13 protein-coding genes are annotated in these 18,210 nt (G+C 71.8%); 8 read left to right on the plus strand and 5 right to left on the minus strand.

Annotated features, from left to right (window positions below):
- Positions 1-177: 177 nt before the first annotated feature.
- Genes OHN19_RS38820 through OHN19_RS38830 form a run of 3 tightly spaced genes read left to right on the plus strand, consistent with a single transcriptional unit; the run spans position 178 to position 5,143 of the window.
- Positions 178-2,703 carry a tetratricopeptide repeat protein gene (locus OHN19_RS38820; RefSeq protein ID WP_330268685.1) on the plus strand — a complete coding sequence of 842 codons (2,526 nt, stop codon included), beginning with the start codon at positions 178-180 and terminating at the stop codon, positions 2,701-2,703.
- Positions 2,607-3,824 carry a hypothetical protein gene (locus OHN19_RS38825; RefSeq protein WP_330268686.1) on the plus strand — a complete coding sequence of 406 codons (1,218 nt, stop codon included), beginning with the start codon at positions 2,607-2,609 and terminating at the stop codon, positions 3,822-3,824. The genes OHN19_RS38820 and OHN19_RS38825 overlap by 97 nt, the downstream gene beginning before the upstream one ends.
- The gene (locus tag OHN19_RS38830) at positions 3,821-5,143 is read left to right on the plus strand and encodes an alpha-glucoside ABC transporter substrate-binding protein (RefSeq protein ID WP_330268687.1); all 1,323 of its coding nucleotides are present in this window, start codon (positions 3,821-3,823) and stop codon (positions 5,141-5,143) included. Before OHN19_RS38825 ends, OHN19_RS38830 begins: the two co-directional genes overlap by 4 nt.
- A 291-nt stretch (positions 5,144-5,434) precedes the next feature.
- On the opposite strand, the gene OHN19_RS38835 is transcribed toward OHN19_RS38830, so the two are convergent.
- On the minus strand, positions 5,435-6,181 hold the full coding sequence (locus OHN19_RS38835) for an aminoglycoside phosphotransferase family protein (RefSeq protein WP_330268688.1): 747 nt from the start codon (positions 6,179-6,181) through the stop codon (positions 5,435-5,437).
- Between the two features lie 159 nt (positions 6,182-6,340).
- Between OHN19_RS38835 and OHN19_RS38840 the strand changes: the two genes are divergently transcribed.
- Positions 6,341-6,985 (plus strand): DUF6629 family protein, encoded by a 645-nt coding sequence (locus tag OHN19_RS38840; RefSeq protein WP_330268689.1) that lies wholly within the window; start codon positions 6,341-6,343, stop codon positions 6,983-6,985.
- Positions 6,986-7,024: 39 nt separating this feature from the next.
- On the opposite strand, the gene OHN19_RS38845 is transcribed toward OHN19_RS38840, so the two are convergent.
- The 3 genes from OHN19_RS38845 to OHN19_RS38855 all read right to left on the minus strand — a co-directional run bounded on the left by OHN19_RS38845 (position 7,025) and on the right by OHN19_RS38855 (position 11,741).
- Positions 7,025-8,056 carry a LacI family DNA-binding transcriptional regulator gene (locus OHN19_RS38845; protein ID WP_330268690.1) on the minus strand — a complete coding sequence of 344 codons (1,032 nt, stop codon included), beginning with the start codon at positions 8,054-8,056 and terminating at the stop codon, positions 7,025-7,027.
- Between the two features lie 98 nt (positions 8,057-8,154).
- Positions 8,155-9,222, minus strand: a complete 1,068-nt coding sequence (locus tag OHN19_RS38850) for a glycerophosphodiester phosphodiesterase family protein (RefSeq protein WP_330268691.1) — start codon at positions 9,220-9,222, stop codon at positions 8,155-8,157.
- 347 nt (positions 9,223-9,569) lie between these two features.
- On the minus strand, positions 9,570-11,741 hold the full coding sequence (locus tag OHN19_RS38855) for an MMPL family transporter (protein ID WP_330268692.1): 2,172 nt from the start codon (positions 11,739-11,741) through the stop codon (positions 9,570-9,572).
- Between the two features lie 495 nt (positions 11,742-12,236).
- On the opposite strand from OHN19_RS38855, the gene icmF reads away from it, so the two are divergent.
- Positions 12,237-15,467, plus strand: a complete 3,231-nt coding sequence (gene icmF, locus OHN19_RS38860) for a fused isobutyryl-CoA mutase/GTPase IcmF (RefSeq protein ID WP_330268693.1) — start codon at positions 12,237-12,239, stop codon at positions 15,465-15,467.
- 81 nt (positions 15,468-15,548) lie between these two features.
- The gene (locus OHN19_RS38865) at positions 15,549-16,025 is read left to right on the plus strand and encodes a tautomerase enzyme (RefSeq protein ID WP_330268694.1); all 477 of its coding nucleotides are present in this window, start codon (positions 15,549-15,551) and stop codon (positions 16,023-16,025) included.
- A gap of 7 nt (positions 16,026-16,032) precedes the next feature.
- On the opposite strand, the gene OHN19_RS38870 is transcribed toward OHN19_RS38865, so the two are convergent.
- On the minus strand, positions 16,033-16,617 hold the full coding sequence (locus tag OHN19_RS38870) for a TetR/AcrR family transcriptional regulator (RefSeq protein WP_330268695.1): 585 nt from the start codon (positions 16,615-16,617) through the stop codon (positions 16,033-16,035).
- 142 nt (positions 16,618-16,759) lie between these two features.
- Here OHN19_RS38870 and OHN19_RS38875 point away from each other — a divergent pair, with 142 nt between their 5' ends.
- Both OHN19_RS38875 and OHN19_RS38880 read left to right on the plus strand, forming a co-directional pair.
- Positions 16,760-17,191 (plus strand): tautomerase family protein, encoded by a 432-nt coding sequence (locus OHN19_RS38875; RefSeq protein WP_330268696.1) that lies wholly within the window; start codon positions 16,760-16,762, stop codon positions 17,189-17,191.
- The gene (locus OHN19_RS38880; protein WP_330268697.1) at positions 17,184-18,194 is read left to right on the plus strand and encodes a zinc-dependent alcohol dehydrogenase; all 1,011 of its coding nucleotides are present in this window, start codon (positions 17,184-17,186) and stop codon (positions 18,192-18,194) included. Before OHN19_RS38875 ends, OHN19_RS38880 begins: the two co-directional genes overlap by 8 nt.
- Positions 18,195-18,210 lie beyond the last annotated feature (16 nt).

Here is an 18,210-nt window from a genome sequence, read left to right on the forward strand (position 1 = left end):
CTCCTGGCCTGGACGGCTGCGGTCCGGACCCTTCTGACAGGGACCCCTCACTCTAGAGGGGCGCCGATCCACGCGGGACGCCGATCCCGGCCTTGCCCCGTGCCGAACCGGGAGCCTCACGGTTCGCGAAGGAACCCAAGGGGTCAATCCCGGCACGGGGCCCTATTCTGAGGAGGCATGAAGGGGGCTGGGGGCGGGAGTGCGTTCGGTGAAGTTCCGGAATCCGAGGGGTCGTTCGGTCCGCTCGTCGTCGCCGGGCAGCCGATGTACCTGAGGACCGCGCAGGTGGAACTGCCCGCCGAGAACCCCGACCCGACCGTGCTGCCCTCGATCGCCCTGCTCGGCCGCGGCTGGGGACCGAACGGCGACACCGGGGAACTGCCCCTGCCCCCGGGGCGGTTGCTCGCCGGTCAGTACCGGCTGATCCGGCCCCTCGGCTACGGCGGCATGGGCGAGGTCTACCTCGCGCTCGACACCAAGGTCGACGACCGCGAGGTCGCCATCAAGATGCTGCGCCCCGAGCGGGCGGGCGCCGCGGCGGGCGCGCTGGCCCGGGAGCGGCGGGCCCTGGTCGACCTCGGCCACGACGACATCATCCGCGTCTTCAACTACGGCCACCATCCCGAACTCGGCGACTTCCTCGTCCTGCAGTACGTGGACGGGCTCACGCTGGAGGAGGTCCGGGCGCGGGCCCGGCTGAACCCGGGGGAGTTCGGCGACCGGCGCTTCCACGAGTTCGTGCTCGCCTACGGGGTGCGGATCCTCTCCGCCCTCGCGTATCTGCACGCCGACCGGCCGGGCAAGGTCTACGGCGATCTGAAGCCCGACAACGTCATGCACGACGGCACCACCACGAAGATCATCGACGTGGGAAGCGTACGTCCGGTCGGGGCGCCGGGAATGACGACGGACGGCTTCCGCTCCCCGACCGTGGGCCCGAACGGCGAATCCAAGGGACAGGACGACCTGTTCAGCCTGGGGGAGACCCTACGGCGCCTGTGCGGGCTGGGCCGGTCGGCGGAGGACCTGGCGCGGTTGGGGGATCTGCGGACGCTGGGGGAGCTTCGGGGGGCGGGGGAGCGAGACGGTGAGCGGGGGTCGGGGCGGGAGCCGAAGCTTGGGGCGGGGCCAAAGCCGGAGCCGGAGCGGGGGGCGGGGCCCGAGTCGGGGGCGAAGCCCGGTGTCGGGAAGGCGCTGGGTGCCGAGGACGCGCCGGGGGTTGAGGACGCGCCGGGCGTCGGAGGGGCGTCGGATCTCGGAGGAGCCCCCGGCCCCCGCGTCCCGTCGGGCTCCAAGGACACCTGGTCCGTCGTCGACGCCACCGCCCCCGTGCCCCGCGGACTCGGTCTGCTCTCGCTCGCCCGGGTGCTGCGTCGCGCGACCCTGCGTGTCCCCGCCGCGCGGTTCGCCGACGCTCGGGAGATGGACGAGCAATTACGGGGCGTGTTCCGCGAGTTGAGATCCCTGCGGACCGGCACCGAGACCTTCGAGCCGTCCCCGCTCTTCCTCCAGTCGCCCTACGCCCTCGACGGCGCCCTAGGCTCCGCCCCGCCGCTCGCCCACTGGGCCGCCCCCGACGCCCCGTCCCCCCTCGCCCCGCCGTCACCCGCCGAGGTCGCCCAGCGGTTGCCCGTCCCGCGCCCCGACCCGCACGACGAGCACCACGCCGAACTGAGCCGGCTCGCCGACGCCGCCCCCGAGGCCCTGCTCCAGCACATAGGGGACTGGCCGGACTCCACGGAAGTCCATCTCCTGCGCTGCCGACTGCGGTTGCGGAACCCGGCGGACGGACCGGACGCAGCCGAACGGGAGTTACGGGCCGCCGAGGCACGGATCGGCCCCCGACGTGCCCCCTACGACTGGCGGCTGGACTGGCACCACGGCCTCCTCGCCCTCGCCCGCGACCAAGTCACCGCGGCCTGGGGCCACTTCGACCGGGTGTACGCGGCGATCCCCGGCGAGTACGCCCCCAAGCTCGCCCTCGGCCACTGCGCGGAACGCCTCGGCCACCGGCACGAGGCCCTGACCTTCTACGAGGCCGTACGGCTGCGCAACCCGTCCCTCGGCAGCGCCGCGTTCGGCGCCGCGCGCGCCCGCCTCGCGCGGGACGGCGAAAGGGCGCGCGAGGCGGCCGTACGCGAACTGGACGCCGTACCACAGCACTCGCGGCACCGGACCGCCGCGCGGACCGCGGCCGTGCGGATCGGCGTCGAGTACGTGCGCCGGGCCGAGCGCGACGACGACGTGCCGCAGCGGCTGCGGGAGGTGCTGGACCGTCTCGCCCTGCTCTTCCACGCGCACGGACTGACCGACGAGGCGGCCAGGGTCCGGATGACCGTCGAGGTCTGGGAGGCCGTACAGGGCGCCCTCGCCCGCGGTGCCCTCGACGCGGAGGGCCTCGCGGCCCTGTCCGCCGACGCCGACCCCCGGCTCGGCCTCCCGGCCGACGAACACGGGCTGCGCGAGGACCTCTCCCGCCGTTACGTCACCCTCGCCCACCAGGCCGCCCGCTCCGCCGCCCCCGAGGACGCCGCCGTGGCCGAGATCCTCCTGGACCGCGCCTACGAGATCCGCCCGCTCGCCTTCCGACACCACAGGGACAGCCCATGGCTCGGCAAGAGAATCGCCGACTGGCTCCGGACGGCCGCCCACGCGTCCTCGCGCAGGACACCCTCCGCCTCGCGCGCGCCGGAGCCGCCGTAACCGCCGAAGTCGCCCGCCGGGTCCGCCGCTACGCCTGGCCCTCCACCGCCGGCCGACCCAACCGCGGATATCTGCGGGACCGGCTCGTCGCCCTGCCGTTGCTCGCCGTGGTGGCCTTCGGGGCGCTCGGCTGGGCCTACGCGGGCGCACGCGGCGACTCCGCCTACCTCCGGGACCGGGCCGCGCCCGCCCTGGTCGACCTCGCGGACGCCCGGGCCTCGCTGCTCATCGCGCAGGGCGAGGCCGAGCGCAACCTCGACGAGGGACGGGCGGCCGAGCTCAGCGGGCTGAGCGACCGGTACCGGACCCGGATCGCCCGGGCGACCCAGAGCCTGAACCAGGTCACCCGCAGCGGGGCCCTCACCGTCGCCGAGGAACAGGAACTGCGGGTCGTGTCCGCGCTGGTCGTCGACTACACCAGCCGGATCGGCCGGGCCCAGGGACATGCCGGCGACCCGGTGCTGCGCGACGCCGAACTCTCCTACGCGCGCAGCATGCTCTGCTCCCAGGCCACCGTCGCCACCCGCGGCAACCCCTACCCCGAGTGCCCGGCCGCGACCGGCTCCGCCGCGACCTCGATCGTGGACCGGGTGACCGGCCTGGAGGGGCGGCTGCGCGAACGCCTCGCCGACCGGGCCGCCTGGGGTGCGGGCGGCATCACCGCGGTGGTCGTGGCCGCGCTCGCCCTCGGCCTCCTCGCCGCCGGACTGTGGCGCACGGTGGCCTTCCTGCGCCGCCGCTTCCGGATCCGGCTGAGCATCCCCCTCGCGGCCGCCGCCCTGCCCCTGCTCACCGTCCCCTTCCTGACCGCCGACGCCCTGCTCGCCCTGCACGCCCAGCACGAGACCGTGCTCGGCGCGAACGTCCTGGCCGAGCGGACCTCGCCGACGATCGAGATGATCGCCGAGGAACGTCCCTTCTCGGGGCCGAACCCGAGGGCCGTCGAAACGCTCCGGGCCCGGATCGACGAAGACCTCGCGGACGGACGGCTGGCCGCCCTCGACGGCATCGCCCCGTTCGTGTTCCCCGCGGGCCTGCTCGCCGCGGCCGTCATCGCGGGCACCCTGCACGGCTACCGCCGTGAGTACCTCGTCGTCACCCGACCGGGAGCCGTCGCATGAGCCGCTTTCTGCGCGCCCTCCTCGCGGTCTGTCTGCTCGCCCTCGTTCCCGGCTGCGGGGCCGACGCCCGCGACCCGCTCGTCGTCCTCGGCCCCTGGACCGGCGAGGAGGGCAAGGCCTTCGAAGCCACCCTGGACAAGCTGGACGACGGGACGGGACGGACGTACACCTATGAGGGCACCCGTTCGCTGCGCGAGACGCTCGTCTCACAGCTGGAGGCCGACGATCCGCCGGACGTGGCGGTCCTCAACAGCATCGGCGAACTCACCGAGTACGCCCGGCGCGACAAGCTGAGGCCCCTTGTCAACGAGAGTTCCGAGCGTGCGTTCGCGCCCTGGGCGCCGACCCTGATCGTGGACAACAAGCAGCGCACCTACTGGGTGCCGTTGAAGGTCGATCTCAAGAGCCTGGTGTGGAGCAAGCGGGGCGCGCCGGGCGACCGGCCCACGTGGTGTGTCGGCCTCGCCTCGCAGGCCACCTCCGGCTGGCCGGGCACCGACTGGATCGAGGACCTCGTGCTCCACCAGGCGGGCCCCACGCTCTACGTCCAGTGGGCCACGGGCCTGCTCGACTGGCGCGACCCGGCCGTCAGGAACGCCTGGACCACCTGGGCGCGCCTGCTCGGCAAACGCTCCCCGGACGCGGTCCAACGGTCCCTGACCACGTCGTTCGAGGGCGCCTCCACGGCCGACGGAGAGCCCCGCGGACTGCTCGACTCGCCCCGCTTCGGCTGCACGCACGAGCACCAGAGCGCCTTCATCCGGTACGTCTACGCGGGCGACGACGTGAAGGTGGAACCGTCCGCCCGCTATCTGGGCGGGAAGTCCGCGTACCGGGACGCCTTCGAGGTCGCGGGTGACATGGCGGCCGTCTTCAGCGACGACCCGGACGCGCAGGAACTCGTGGCGCGGCTGTCGAGCCGGGCCGGGCGGGAACTCTGGCGCGCCGAGGCGGGTCCGGCGGTGCGGCCGCTCTTCCCGGACACCGCCGGGCTGTCGCTGCCGGGGTCCGCGACGCCGGTCGAGCGCGAGATCGAGTCCCTGCTGACGTCCCGCGCCCGCACCCTCTGCTTCGACGCGTCCGACGTCATGGCACCCGAACTCCGTGACGCCTTCCACCGAGCGGTCCTGGAGTTCTTCCGCGACCCGACGGAACGCCAACTCGACTCCCTGCTGGACCAGTTGGAGACCATCCGCATCCACACGAACACCGACTCGGGCACCGACCGCTCCTTCCGCCCGCCCAGCGCGATCTGCGAGCCGCAGGGGGCGGACGACCCGGAGAGCGGGAGGACTCAGGGTGCGCCCCCTGGGGGGTGAGGGGGCCGCAGGGTGAAGGGTCCGCAGGGGAGGGGGACGTGAGAGCAGGGCTGTCGAAGGGTGCGGACCGGGCCGGGCCGCCGGGGGTGTACGGGCCGAGGCCGCCAGATGCCGGGTCAGTGCGGGGGCGGGGCGTCGAGGCCGGTGAGGCCAACTCCGCGGCATCCCTGCGTCGTTCGCCGAGCCGAGGCGCGCGAGGCATCGGCGTGGATTCGGCAGGGTGCCCGGCGCGCTCGCATCCGGAAGGGTGCCGCGTCGGGACGCATCCGGGGCAGGCCGGTCCGCGTGTCCTCACATCCGGGATGTCAGCACGTCGACCTCGCAGCCCGGGGCGAACGGGTCGAAGCCGTGCTCGCTCAGCCAGCGGACGATCAGCAGGCTCCGCAAGGACCACCACGCGTGGATCACGTCGAGGTCGATGTCCCTGCCGTAGCCGGCGAGGACGTCGTCGAGGTGCTCCTCGTGTCCGAGCGTGAAGGTGGCGAGGTCGTACAGGGCGTCACCCCGGCCCGCCTCGGACCAGTCGATGATGCCCGTGACCTCGTCGCCGTCGACGAAGACGTGCTCGATCTGCAGGTCGCCGTGGGTGAACGACGGCGCCCACGGCCGGAGCGCGGCCTCGGCGACCTGCCGGTTGCGGGTGACCAGGTCGGCGGGCAGGACGCCGTGCGCCACGAGCGCCGCGCACTCGGCGTCGAGTTCCGCCGCCAGCGCGACGACGTCCCGGCCGGCCCGACCCGGCCGGGGCGGCAGCGGAGCGTCGTGCAGCTTCCGGATGGTGGCGCCCGCCGCAGCCCAGGCCGCCGGCGACCCGGTCGACGGCCCGCCCAGGCGCCCGAGCGTCGTCCCCGGGAGCGCGGCGACCGCGAGCACCGGCGGCTTGCACCACAGAACCTCCGGAGTCGGGACCGGCGCGAGGGACATCGCCTCGGTCTCGCGCTCCAGGCGCGTCCGATCGGCGTCCACCTTCAGGAAGACGTCGCCGACGCGCAGCGTCGCACGTTCGGAATGGGCGACGACGACTGCGACCTCATCCATGGGCGACCAGTATCCCGGCGATGTTCTCCGCCGTCGCCGCATTTGTCGCGGGCGACGACGCCCTGCACCCCACACCCCCGGGCCGCCCCGTCCTCCTCCTCGTCCTCCCCTCGCCGTGCCGGATTTCCCGGGCCCGGCCGCGGCTGACATGGTGGTGTCATGTGCTGGAGTGCGACAGCCGACCTCGTGGCGGGTGCGGCCATCACCTCCGTCGGTGTGGCCTGCGTGGCCCGGACCCGACGGCCCCGGGATCTTCCGCTGGCCGCACTGCCCCTGCTGCTCGGCGCCCACCAACTGGTCGAGGCCCGGGTCTGGCACACCGGTGGCGGAACCGGCGCGGCCACCCTCGCCTGGGCCGTCATCGCCCTTCCCGTCCTCGCGCTGTGGGTGCCCCTCGGGGTGTGGTGCGCCTCCGCGCGCCGAGCGAGACGCCGGGTGACCGCGACCGTGCTGGTGGGGACGGTGACGGCCGGGTTCCTCGCGTACGGCCTCGCGACCCGCCCGGTCCGGGCCGAGATCCGCGGCCACACCATGGCCTACGTCATCGGACTGCCCCAAGCCCAACTGCTCGTCGCCGCCTACCTGGTGGCCACGGTCGGCGCCCTGCTGCTCTCCGGCGACCCCCGGCTCACCCTGCTCGGCGTCCTGGCAGCAGCGGGCGCCCTGGTGTGCTGGCTGCTGTGGCGGCTGGAGTTCGTGTCGACCTGGTGCGCGCTCGCGGCGGTCTGCTCGGTGGTGCTGTACGGCTGGGTGCGCCGAGGCCCGGCACCGCGGGCCCTTCCGGCGTGGGACGCCCGGCACTGATCGGCACGTTCCCGCACGGGGCTCGGCATGACAAGGGAGTCAGGCCGACGGCCGCCCCGAGCTCTCCCGGACCACCAGCTCCGGTACGGACACGGGATGCGGAGCGATCGGCGCGGACTCCTCCAGGACGCCGTGCAGCAGGGCGAACGCGGCCCGGCCCAGACCGGTGAAGTCCAGGCGTACGGTCGTCAGGGACGGCGTCAGATAGGCGGAGTGCGGGGCGTCGTCGAACCCGGCCACGCTGACCTCGCCCGGCACCGAACGGCCCGCCTCGTGCAGCGCCCGCAGCACACCGAGGGCCAGGTCGTCGTTGCCGCACAGGATCGCGGTGACCGACGGGTCCTTCGCGAGCTTGAGGCCCGCCGCGTGACCGCCCGCCGGACCCCAACTGCCCTGCACGGGAAGGGGTTGCGCGGCGCCGGCCTCCTTGAGGGCCTGCCGCCAGCCGCTGGTGCGGGCGCCGGTGCGGCGGGTGCTGGAGGGGATGGCGACGTAGTGCACGGTCTCGTGGCCCAGGGACAGCAGATGCCGGGTCGCCTCGTACTCGGCCTCGCGGTCGTCGGTCCACACCCACGGCCGGTTGTCCGTGGGCGGGCTCGCCGGGGTCTCGACGATGCCGACGACCGGAACCCCGGCCGGGACCGCCTCCAGGGCCCGGACGCCCGCCGGGTCGTAGGCGATCACCACGAGCCCGCCGCCCGCGTCGGCGGCGCGCTGCACCTCGGCGGTGACGGCGGCCTGGTCGGCGGACTCGAGGACGCCCACGCCCACGGAGTAGGCTGCGGCGCGGGCGGACTCCTCGACGCCCTGGAGGATCGAGGCGTAGCCGTAGTGCGTGGTGTTGGCGGTGAGCACGGTCACGGCCCTGCTGCGTCCCCTGGCCAGGGCGAGCGCGGTGGCGTTGCGACGGAAGCCCAGCTCGTCGATGGCGGCGAGGACGCGTTCGCGGGTGGACTGCTTGACGCTCGGGTGACCGTTGATCACCCGGGAGACCGTCTGGTAGGAGACCCCGGCGGCCGCGGCGACATCACGGATGCTTGCCGGACTGCGGGTGTGACCGGTCACATTCATGTCTGGAGTGTCGCTGCTGACCCTGGTGGACGTCAAGCGGACAGGGCGACGGGTTCACGCGGCCGGACGCCTCGACGTGTCGGTACCGCGTTCCTCCGTCAGCGGGGCCGGTACGGCCGGGGCAGCCGCATCCCGCGGTCGGCCATGATCTGCCGTACGCGATTCGGATAGTCGGTGATGACGCCGTCGACGCCCATGTCCATGAGCGCCTCCACGGTGGCCGGGTCGTCGCAGGTCCACGGGATGACCTTCAGGCCGCGGGCGTGGGCCTCCCGGACCATCGTGCGGTCGGCGTAGAAGCGGAAGCCGGGGTCGCCGACCTTGCCGTTCTGCGGGAACCCGTAGTTGGGGGAGAGGGCCCTGACGCCGGGGACGGTCGCGGCGGCCCGCACGAAGTCGCCGCCGTAGTCGTCGGCGTCGATCCCGCCGAGCCAGGGGGACGCGCCCGGTCGGCCGACCTGGAGGAAGTCGTAGTTGGTGAGCGCGACCAGGGGCCAGGTCGGGGCGAGCGCGTGCATCGCCTTCAGCGCGCCCCAGTCGAAGGACTGGATGGTGACCTGGTGCTCGATGCCGGAACGGTGGATCTCCTCGTACACGCGCCGCACGAACAGCCCACGCGCTGCGGTCTGTTCGGGAGCGCCCGCCTCGACCTTCGTCTCGATGTTCAGCGTGACCTGGTGGGCGCGGTACCTCTTGACCAGGTTCAGGACGTCCTTCAGCTCCACCATCCGGAAGCCCTTGACGACCTGCTGCTCGGGGAACCCGGGCAGTTGCTGGTATCCGCAGTCCAGTGTCCTGATCTGAGCGAGCGTCAGATCCTTGATGTACTTGCCGACATACGGATACATCGGGTCGTCCGGCGTCACCGGCCCCGTGTCACGGCACTTGACCGCGCTGATCTGCCGGTCGTGATTGACGACGACCTTGCGGTCCTTGGTGACATGGGTGTCCAGCTCCAGCGTGGACACCCCGAGCCGCAGCGCCTTGCCGAAGCCCTCCAGGGACTCCTCGGTCGTCATGCCGAGGCCGCCGCGGTGGGCCTGGAGATCGAAGTACGGCTTCGGCGCGGGCAGTTGGCGGCCGTCGTACGCCGTCGCGGGCGCCGCCACCGAGAACGCGAGCACCGGCGCCAGCGCCAGGCCGGCGAGGACATGTCGTGCGGACATCGACACCTCACTCGTGTGGGACGGGACGCCCACAGACGCTAGCGAGGACACGCACCCGTTCAACCCCTCGGACGTGATCCCACGATGAATGGCCGAGGAACGTGGTGTTCGGACCGCTCGGCCAGGCCCTTCGGCCGGCGACCTTCCCTGGGCGACCAGTGCCGCGTCCAGGAAGGACATGAGCGCGGGGTGGCCGTCCGCGAGTCGTGGCGGCTCGGCCTCGCCCACGGGATCAGGCCGGCCGTGCTGGAGACGTACGCCCGCCACGCAGTCGTACGGCCGCCCCCCCAGTCGTACGGCGGCCACCGGACCGTATGGCCCGGCGGCCGCCGTCGGTGCGGGCGTCGTCAGGTGCGGCGCCCCGCCGGATCCTGCGCGAACGTGTCCCGCTCGCCGCCCGAGACCGGTGCGGGGGAGCTCGGCGGCTCCTTCGCCCGGTCTGCGTGTCCCGGCCACCAGGCCGCGTGGCCGATCAGGGCCGTGAGGCTCGGGGTGAAGAACATCGCCATGACGAACGCGGCGACGGCGATACCGAAGGACACCGCGAAGCCCATCTCGGTGAGCAGGGCGTTCCCGGCCAGCATCATCGTGGCGAAGGTCGCCGCCAGGATGAACCCGGCCGCGGCCACCGTGGGACCGGCGTGCCGCAGGGCCATGCCCGCCGCCTCACGCGGCTCGCGGCCCTCGCGGGCCTCCTCCCGCAGGCGGGCGATCATCAGGATGTTGTAGTCGGTGCCGATGGCGACCACGAAGAGATACATGATCACCGGGAGCATGAACATCAGGCCCGAGTGACCGACCGCGCCCTGGAAGATCCAGACCGTGGCACCGAGCGTGGCGCCGAAGCCCAGGCCCACCGACGCGATCAGGTACCAGGGGGCGACCACACTGCGCAGCAGCAGCCCCAGGATGAGCATGATCAGCAGGGCGGCCACGGGGAAGACCGTCTTGTAGTCGTGGGTGACCGCGGCGTCGATGTCCTTGTAGATCGAGGACATGCCGCCGACCAGCGCCTCCGTGTGGGGCGGCGCGTCGTCGTGCGCGACGTCACGGACCCGGCCCACCGTCTCGATCGCCTTGTCCGTGGACGCCTCGTACTTGAGCGTGACCTGGAAGTCGATCGTGGTGCCGTCCTTGTTCAGCTGGGCCAGCCGCGCGTTCGCGACCCCGTCCACGGCACCGAGCTTCTTCACGTACGCGTCGAAGACCGTCGTGTCGATCGCCTTGCCGTCGGTGCTGGAGAGGTAGACGTCGGTGGGCGCGGCGGCTCCCGCCGAGTACGCCTTCTGCATCTCGTCCTGGACGACCATCGACTCCTTGGTCTTGGGCATGGAGCCCGAGGCCAGGTCGAAGGTGGCGTTGAAGCCGAGGGTCCCGAGCGACAACACGACCAGGACGAGGCCGGAGAGCGCGGTGGTGAGCGCCGGACGCTTCTGCACGCCACGGCCGAGTGCGGCGAACCGGGCGTTCTCCGGCTCGTGCCGCCAGGACTTGGACGGCCAGAAGACCTTCGGGCCGATCAGCGAGACGACGGCCGGGATCAGTGTCAGGCCCGCGATCAGGGTCACGGTGACCGCGATCGCGAGCGCCGGGCCCATCTGCTTGAGGAAGCCCAGCGTGGACAGGACCAGCGCGAGGAAGGCGATGATGACCGCGCCGGCGGCGGAGGCGATGGCCTCGCCGACCCTGTCGACCGCGTTGACCATGGCCTGTTTCGGTTCGTCGCCGAGTCGCAGGCGTTCGCGGTAGCGGAACATCAGGAACAGGAAGTAGTCGGTGCCCACACCGAACAGCACGACGATCAGGATCGACGAGATCGAGCTGTTGGCCTGGAGGTCGAACAGCTTGGTGGCGTACGCGATCAGCCCGTTGGCGATGGCGGACACCAACCCGATGGTGATCAGGGGCAGGAAGGCCAGGATCGGCGCCCGGAAGATGATCAGCAGGGTGACCAGGATGATGACGAAGGTGCCGATGCCGATCAGCGCCTCGCCGCGCTTGGACGAGTCCTGCTGGTCGAGCGCCTGCGCGGCGGAGCCGCCGAGCTTGACCTCGAGGTTAGTGCCCTTGACGAGTTTTTTGACGTCGTCGCGCAGCACCTTGGCCGCGTCGGCCTGCACGGGCTGGCCGGCGTTCTTGCTGTCCATCTGGACCAGGGTCATGGTGTACCTGCCGTCCGTGGACGCCTGGCCGGGGACCACCTTCTGCACCTGGTCGATCTTCTTCTCGCCGAGCTCGGAGCTGATCCGCTCGACGTCCTTCTTGTCGGCGGCGGTCAGTTTGCCGCCGTCGGTGCGCTGGTAGAGCGCGATCGCGGACGGGGTGAAGGCGGCGGGGAACGCCTTCGCCTGGATGTCCGCGGCCTTGATGGACTCGTAGCTCTTAGGGAGAAAGCTGCTCTCGTCACTGTTCGAGGGCAGGCCGGGGGCGGTGGCCACGATCGCCACGGCGGCGATGAGCCAGGCCACGATCGTCCACACGGGATGTCGGACGACTACGTTGCCAATACGTCGGAACATGCGGGGGCGTCCTCCTGGACAGGAAGATCACCGCAGCCCGGGGAGCGGTCCCTGGCATCGGCGACCCCGGCCGCCCCGCAGGGCACTCCCCCCGTCGGACGGCCGGATGGTTGTCTTGGGCTCATTTCGTTGAGCCCTCATCGTAGGGATCACGAACGAAGATCGCTCGCGAGTTCTCCCTCGGAACTGTGATGCCGTCGTCGTAACGCCTGAAACGGCCACAGCTTCTCGACGACGTAGCCTGCCACTCGGCTGCGCCGGGCCGGGGCGGGTGGGGCTGCGCAATAACGCCCGCCCCCACCCACCCCGTGGCCGACCCGCCACTGCGGGACCAACCACGACGGACCCGCACCCGCCCGACAACCGAACCCGGCACCCTTCCAGCCCCGCGGCGCGGCGGGTGCTTCTTCAGGACCCCGACCCCTGATAATTTAGTAGGACGTCCTAGTATTTTCTCAGCCCGCGCTCTTCGTCGTGTCTTGGGAAGGCCTCGCCATGAGCGATCTGCACCGCCCCGTCCATCCTGTCCGCCTGGTCACCGCCTCGGCACTGTTCGACGGGCACGACGCCTCGATCAACATCATGCGGCGGATCTTCCAGTCGCAGGGCGCCGAGGTCATCCACCTCGGCCACAACCGGTCCGTGCGGGAGGTCGTGGACGCGGCGCTGGAGGAGGACGCGCACGGTGTGGCGGTCTCGTCCTACCAGGGCGGACACGTCGAGTACTTCGAGTACCTCGTCGCCTCGCTGCGCAAGCAGGGCGCGGAGCACATCCGGGTGGTGGGCGGCGGGGGCGGGGTCATCGTGCCCGACGAGATCGCCCGGCTCCGGGAGGGCGGGGTGACGATCTTCTCGCCGGAGGACGGCCAGCGGATGGGCCTCGCCGGGATGGTCAACACCGTCGTACGGGACTGCGACTTCGACCTGTGGGACGGCAAGCCCGCCGACCTCACCGCGGTCCTGACCGGCGACCGGTTCGCGGTCGCCCGGGCCATCACCGGCGCCGAACTCGGCAAGCTTCCCCCGGAGTTCCTCGCGGAACTGCGGACCACCGCGGCCGCGCGGCGCGTGCCGGTGCTCGGCATCACCGGCACCGGCGGCTCGGGCAAGTCGTCACTGACCGACGAGCTGGTGCGCCGGTTCCGGGTCGACCAGCGGGACGCCCTGCGCGTCGCCGTGATCGCCGTGGACCCGACCCGGCGCCGGGGCGGCGGCGCGCTGCTCGGCGACCGGATCCGGATGAACTCCCTCGACGGCGAGCGGGTGTTCTTCCGCAGCCTGGCCACCCGCGGCAGCCGCGAGCTGCCCGAGCACCTCTCCGACGTCATCGACGTGGTGAAGGCCGCCGGATTCGACCTGGTGATCGTGGAAACGCCCGGCATCGGCCAGGGCGACGCCGCGATCGTGCCGTTCGTCGACGCCTCGCTGTACGTGATGACACCGGAGTTCGGTGCCGCCTCGCAGCTGGAGAAGATCGACATGCTCGACTTCGCCGACGTGGTGGCCATCAACAAGTTCGAGCGGCGCGGCGCCAAGGACGCCCTGCGGGACGTGGGACGCCAACTCGTGCGCAACCGCGAGGCGTTCGGGCAGCGGCCCGAGGACATGCCGGTCTACGGCACCTCCGCGGCCACCTTCAACGACGACGGTGTCACCGCGCTCTACCAGCACCTGAAGAACACCCTGGTGGAGAAGGGGCTGGCGCTGTCCGAGGGGGCGCTGGACCCGGTGGACGTCCGCCACTCCTCCGGAATCCGCCAGGTGGTCCCCGCGGACCGGGTGCGCTACCTCGCCGAGATCACCGACGCCGTCCGCGGCTACCACGCCCGGACCCTGCAACTGGCCGAACAGGCAAGGCGGGTCCAGCGGCTGGAGACCGTCGAGGGCGAGCTCGCCGACGCCGGACTGGATCCCGAGGACGTGCGGTCCCTGCTGTCCGAGGCGCGCCGGCAGCTGCCGTACGAGATCACGGAACAGATCGCCAACTGGCCCGCCGTGATCGCCTCCTACTCCGGCGACGAGCAGATCGTGAAGGTCCGCGACAAGGAGATCCGCACCAAGCTGACCCGCGAGTCCCTCTCCGGCAACAAGATCCCCCGGGTCGCCCTGCCCCGCTTCGCCGACCACGGTGAGCTCGTACGGTTCTGGCGGAACGAGAACCTGCCCGGCCGATTCCCGTTCACGGCCGGGGTGTTCCCCTTCAAGCGCGACGGCGAGGACCCCGCGCGCATGTTCGCCGGCGAGGGCGACCCCTTCCGCACCAACCGCCGCTTCAAGCTCCTGTCCGAGGGCCAGCCGGCGACCCGCCTGTCCACCGCGTTCGACTCGGTGACGCTGTACGGCCGCGACCCCGACGAACGCCCCGACATCTACGGCAAGGTCGGCACCTCCGGGGTCTCCGTCGCCACGCTGGAGGACATGAAGGCGCTCTACGACGGCTTCGACCTCGTGGCGCCCACGACCTCCGTCTCCATGACGATCAACGGCCCGGCACCGGCCGTCCTGGCGTTCTTCCTCAACACCGCGATCGACCAGCAGCTGGAGCGGTTCCGCGCCGAGGAGGGTCGCGAGCCCTCGCCCGAGGAGGCGGCCGGACTGCGCGCGCACGCGCTGGCGAACGTCCGCGGCACCGTGCAGGCCGACATCCTCAAGGAGGACCAGGGCCAGAACACCTGCCTGTTCTCCACCGAGTTCAGCCTGCGGATGATGGCGGACATCCAGGAGTGGTTCATCCAGCAGCAGGTCCGCAACTTCTACTCGGTGTCCATCTCCGGCTACCACATCGCCGAAGCCGGCGCGAACCCCATCAGCCAGCTCGCCTTCACCCTCGCCAACGGATTCACCTACGTCGAGGCCTACCTCGCCCGCGGCATGGACGTCGACGACTTCGCGCCGAACCTGTCGTTCTTCTTCTCCAACGGCATGGACCCCGAGTACTCGGTACTCGGCCGGGTGGCCCGCCGCATCTGGGCGGTGGCGATGAAGGAGAAGTACGGCGCCGGTGAGCGCTCGCAGAAGCTGAAGTACCACGTCCAGACCTCCGGACGCTCCCTGCACGCCCAGGAGATGGACTTCAACGACATCCGCACCACCCTCCAGGCGCTCATCGCCATCTACGACAACTGCAACAGCCTGCACACCAATGCCTACGACGAGGCGGTGACCACCCCCACCGAGGAGTCGGTGCGCCGGGCCCTGGCCATCCAGCTGATCATCAACCGGGAGTGGGGCCTGGCGATGAACGAGAACCCCCTCCAGGGGTCGTTCATCATCGACGAACTCACCGACCTGGTCGAGGAGCAGGTCCTCCAGGAGTTCGAGCGCATCAGCGAACGCGGCGGGGTGCTCGGCGCGATGGAGACCGGCTACCAGCGCGGCCGCATCCAGGACGAGTCGATGCTCTACGAGCAGCGCAAGCACGACGGCACCCTGCCCCTGATCGGCGTCAACACCTTCCGCAACCCGCACGCCGACACCGCCGAGCCCGGCGTCGTCGAACTCGCCCGCGCCACCGAGGAGGAGAAGCAGTCCCAGCTGGAACGCGTACGGGACTTCCACACCCGCCACCAGGACGAGGCCCGGGCCGCCCTGGACGCCCTCAAGGACGCGGCGGTACGCGGCGAGAACGTGTTCGCGGTGCTCATGGACGCCACCCGCGTCTGCTCCCTCCAGCAGATCACCGAGGCCTTCTTCGAGGTGGGCGGCCAGTACCGCCGCAACGTCTGAGACCGGGCTCGATATGACAGTCGTTATAGCGGCGGGGTAGCCTTCCCTCCCTGTCTATAACGACTGTCATAGGAGCATGCCGTGACCATCATCACCGTGAACACCCCCAAGGGCCGCCTGACCCTGGAGCAGCGCCGCGAGCTGGCCGGGACGCTGACCGACGCGGTGCTCGTGCCCGAGGTGGGGCAGCTCGCCCCGGCCGCGCGCGTCGGCTTCCAGGTGCACTTCGTGGAGCGCGAGCGGGACATGATGGCCATCGGCGGGCGGCTGCTCGCGGACGCCGGGCCGGAGCTCGACGTGATGGTGATCGACGTGGCGGTCATGGACGCCGCCTGGCACCCGGACGTACGCGCCGAGGTCATCGAGCGGGTGCTGGCCGCGCTGGCCGCGGCCTGCGGGCTGGAGAAGCCGGCGCCCGCCTGGTGGGTCACCTTCCGTGTGATCGACGAGGGCAGCTGGGGATCGTCCGGCGGAGTGCTGTCCGTCCTGCCTTTGCTGGACAGCGGGGTGTTCACGCAGGAGCGGGCCGATGCCGTCCGTGCCGCGCTGGGCGGCTGAGGCCCGGTCAGCCCTTGATCGTGGCGAGGATCAGCGCCTGGAGCTGATCGGCCGTGTGGTCCAAGGGCTGGGTGCTGCGCTTGGCACGGCACATCGCCACCGTGCCCTCCACGGCCGCGACGACCAGCGTCGCCAACTGCGCCGCCTGCTCGGGCCCGACGCCGTGCTCGCGCAGGGAGTCGGCCAGCAGGCCCTCCCAGCTGTCGAAGACCTCCGCCGCGGCTCGCACCGGGGCGGGGACCTCCTCGGTGGCGGGCTCCTCGATGGACACGGCGAGTACGGGACAGCCGGCCCGGAAGTCGCTGTCCACGACGATCTTGCGCCACAGGGCGAGGAACGCCCGCAGTCCCTGCACGGGTCCGGCCCGGAGTTCCCTGCGCAGGACGCGCGCGACCCACTCGCCCGTGTACCGGACGGCCTCCGTGGCCAGCTGCTGCTTGCCCTCGGGGAAGTAGTGGTACGTCGAGCCGAGCGGCGCCCTGGCGTGCTTGGCCATCTCGCGGATGCTCGTCGCGTTCAGACCGCGCCGGCTGATCATGTCGGCGGCTCCGACGACGATCCGCTCACGCGGCGTCGGGGTGGGCTTGGTCACGTACGCATCCCTTCCGGTCTCCTTGGCTATAACGGCCGTCATAGTCTACCGTGGCCGGGGTTTATAACGACCGTCATAGGCGTGACGGCCGTAGACGCGACCGCCGTAGCCACGCCTGCCATAGCCCGAAGAGGTGCATGCCATGCCGATGATCCGCCTCACCGCCCCCGCCGGTGCCCTGACCGTGGAGGGTCGCGCCGGCGTCCAGAAGGACCTCGCTGCCGTACTGCTCCGCTGGGAGGGCGCACCCGACACCGCGTTCTTCCGTGCCCAGGCCTGGAGTTACCTCGTCGAACTGCCGGAGGGCGCCCAGACCACCGCCGAGGACGACGCCCCGCGCTTCCTGGTCGAGGTCACCGTCCCGCAGGGCGCCCTCTCCGAGCGCCGGAAGTCGGGCCTCGTCGAGGAGGCGACGAAGACGGTCCTGGCCGCCGCCGGACTCTCGGCGGAGGAGGCCCCGCGGGTGTGGGTCCTCGTGCACGAACAGCCCGACGGCACGTGGGGCGCGGGCGGTTCCGTGATCCGTTACGCCGACCTCGTGGCCTTCGCGCAGCAGGGGAGGAACGATGCGTGAACTGACCTACGTGGCCAAGCGCACTGTCGAGTGGCGCGAGGTCCCCGACCTCAAGGTGCGGTCGGGCGGGGAGGCGATCGTCGCGCCGGTGGCCGCGACCCCGTGCGACGTCGACTCCTCGATCCTCGCCGGGCACGGCTTCATCGAGCCGCCGTTCGCCCTCGGCCACGAGTGTGTCGCCCGGGTCGTCGAGACCGGTGACGCCGTCACTGCCGTGGCGCCCGGAGACCTCGTCGTGGTGCCGTGGTCCATCAACTGCGGTGTCTGCGGCCGCTGTCGGGCCGGACTGACCGCCCACTGCGAGGCCATGCCCTACATGGCGATGTACGGCGCCCCGATCGGCGGAAGTTGGGGTGGACTCTTCTCCGACCTGGTCCGGGTGCCGTACGCCGACGCCATGCTGGTCCCGCTGCCCTCCGGACTCGACCCCGTGGCCATGGCCTCGGCCAGCGACAACTGGTCCCTGGCCTGGCGCCTGGTGGCCCCCCATCTCCAGGCCCGCCCCGGCGCCCGGGTGCTGGTCGTGGCACGCGGCAGCATCGGCCTGTACGTGTGCGACATCGCCCGGGCACTCGGCGCCTCCGAGATCCTCTACGTCGACCCGGCCGCCGAACACCGGGAGCTCGCGCGGGAGTTCGGGGCCATCACGGCCGAGTCCCTGGAGCCCGCCCCGGTCGGCTACGACATCGCCGTCGAGGCCACCGGTCGCGTCGACCAGCTCGCCCTCACCGTCAAGTCCCTTGCCCCGGAGGGGATCTGCGAGAGCGCCGGCAACCACTTCCGGCCCGGCGAGCTGCCCCTGCTCGACATGTACCTCACCGGCGTCACCCTGCGCATCGCCCGCGACAACGTCCGCGCCCACATCCCCGACGCGCTGGCCCTCGCCGCCTCCGGCAAGGTCACCCCCGAGAAGGTCGTCTCCCACGTCATCGACTGGGAGGACCTGCCGACGGCGCTGCCCGAGAAGCACCTCAAGCCGGTGTTCGTCCGGGCCGACGACTGAGCCCGCCCCCGCTGCC

It is taken from the genome of Streptomyces griseorubiginosus (assembly GCF_036345115.1).
Classification (GTDB): Bacteria; Actinomycetota; Actinomycetes; order Streptomycetales; family Streptomycetaceae; genus Streptomyces; species Streptomyces griseorubiginosus_C.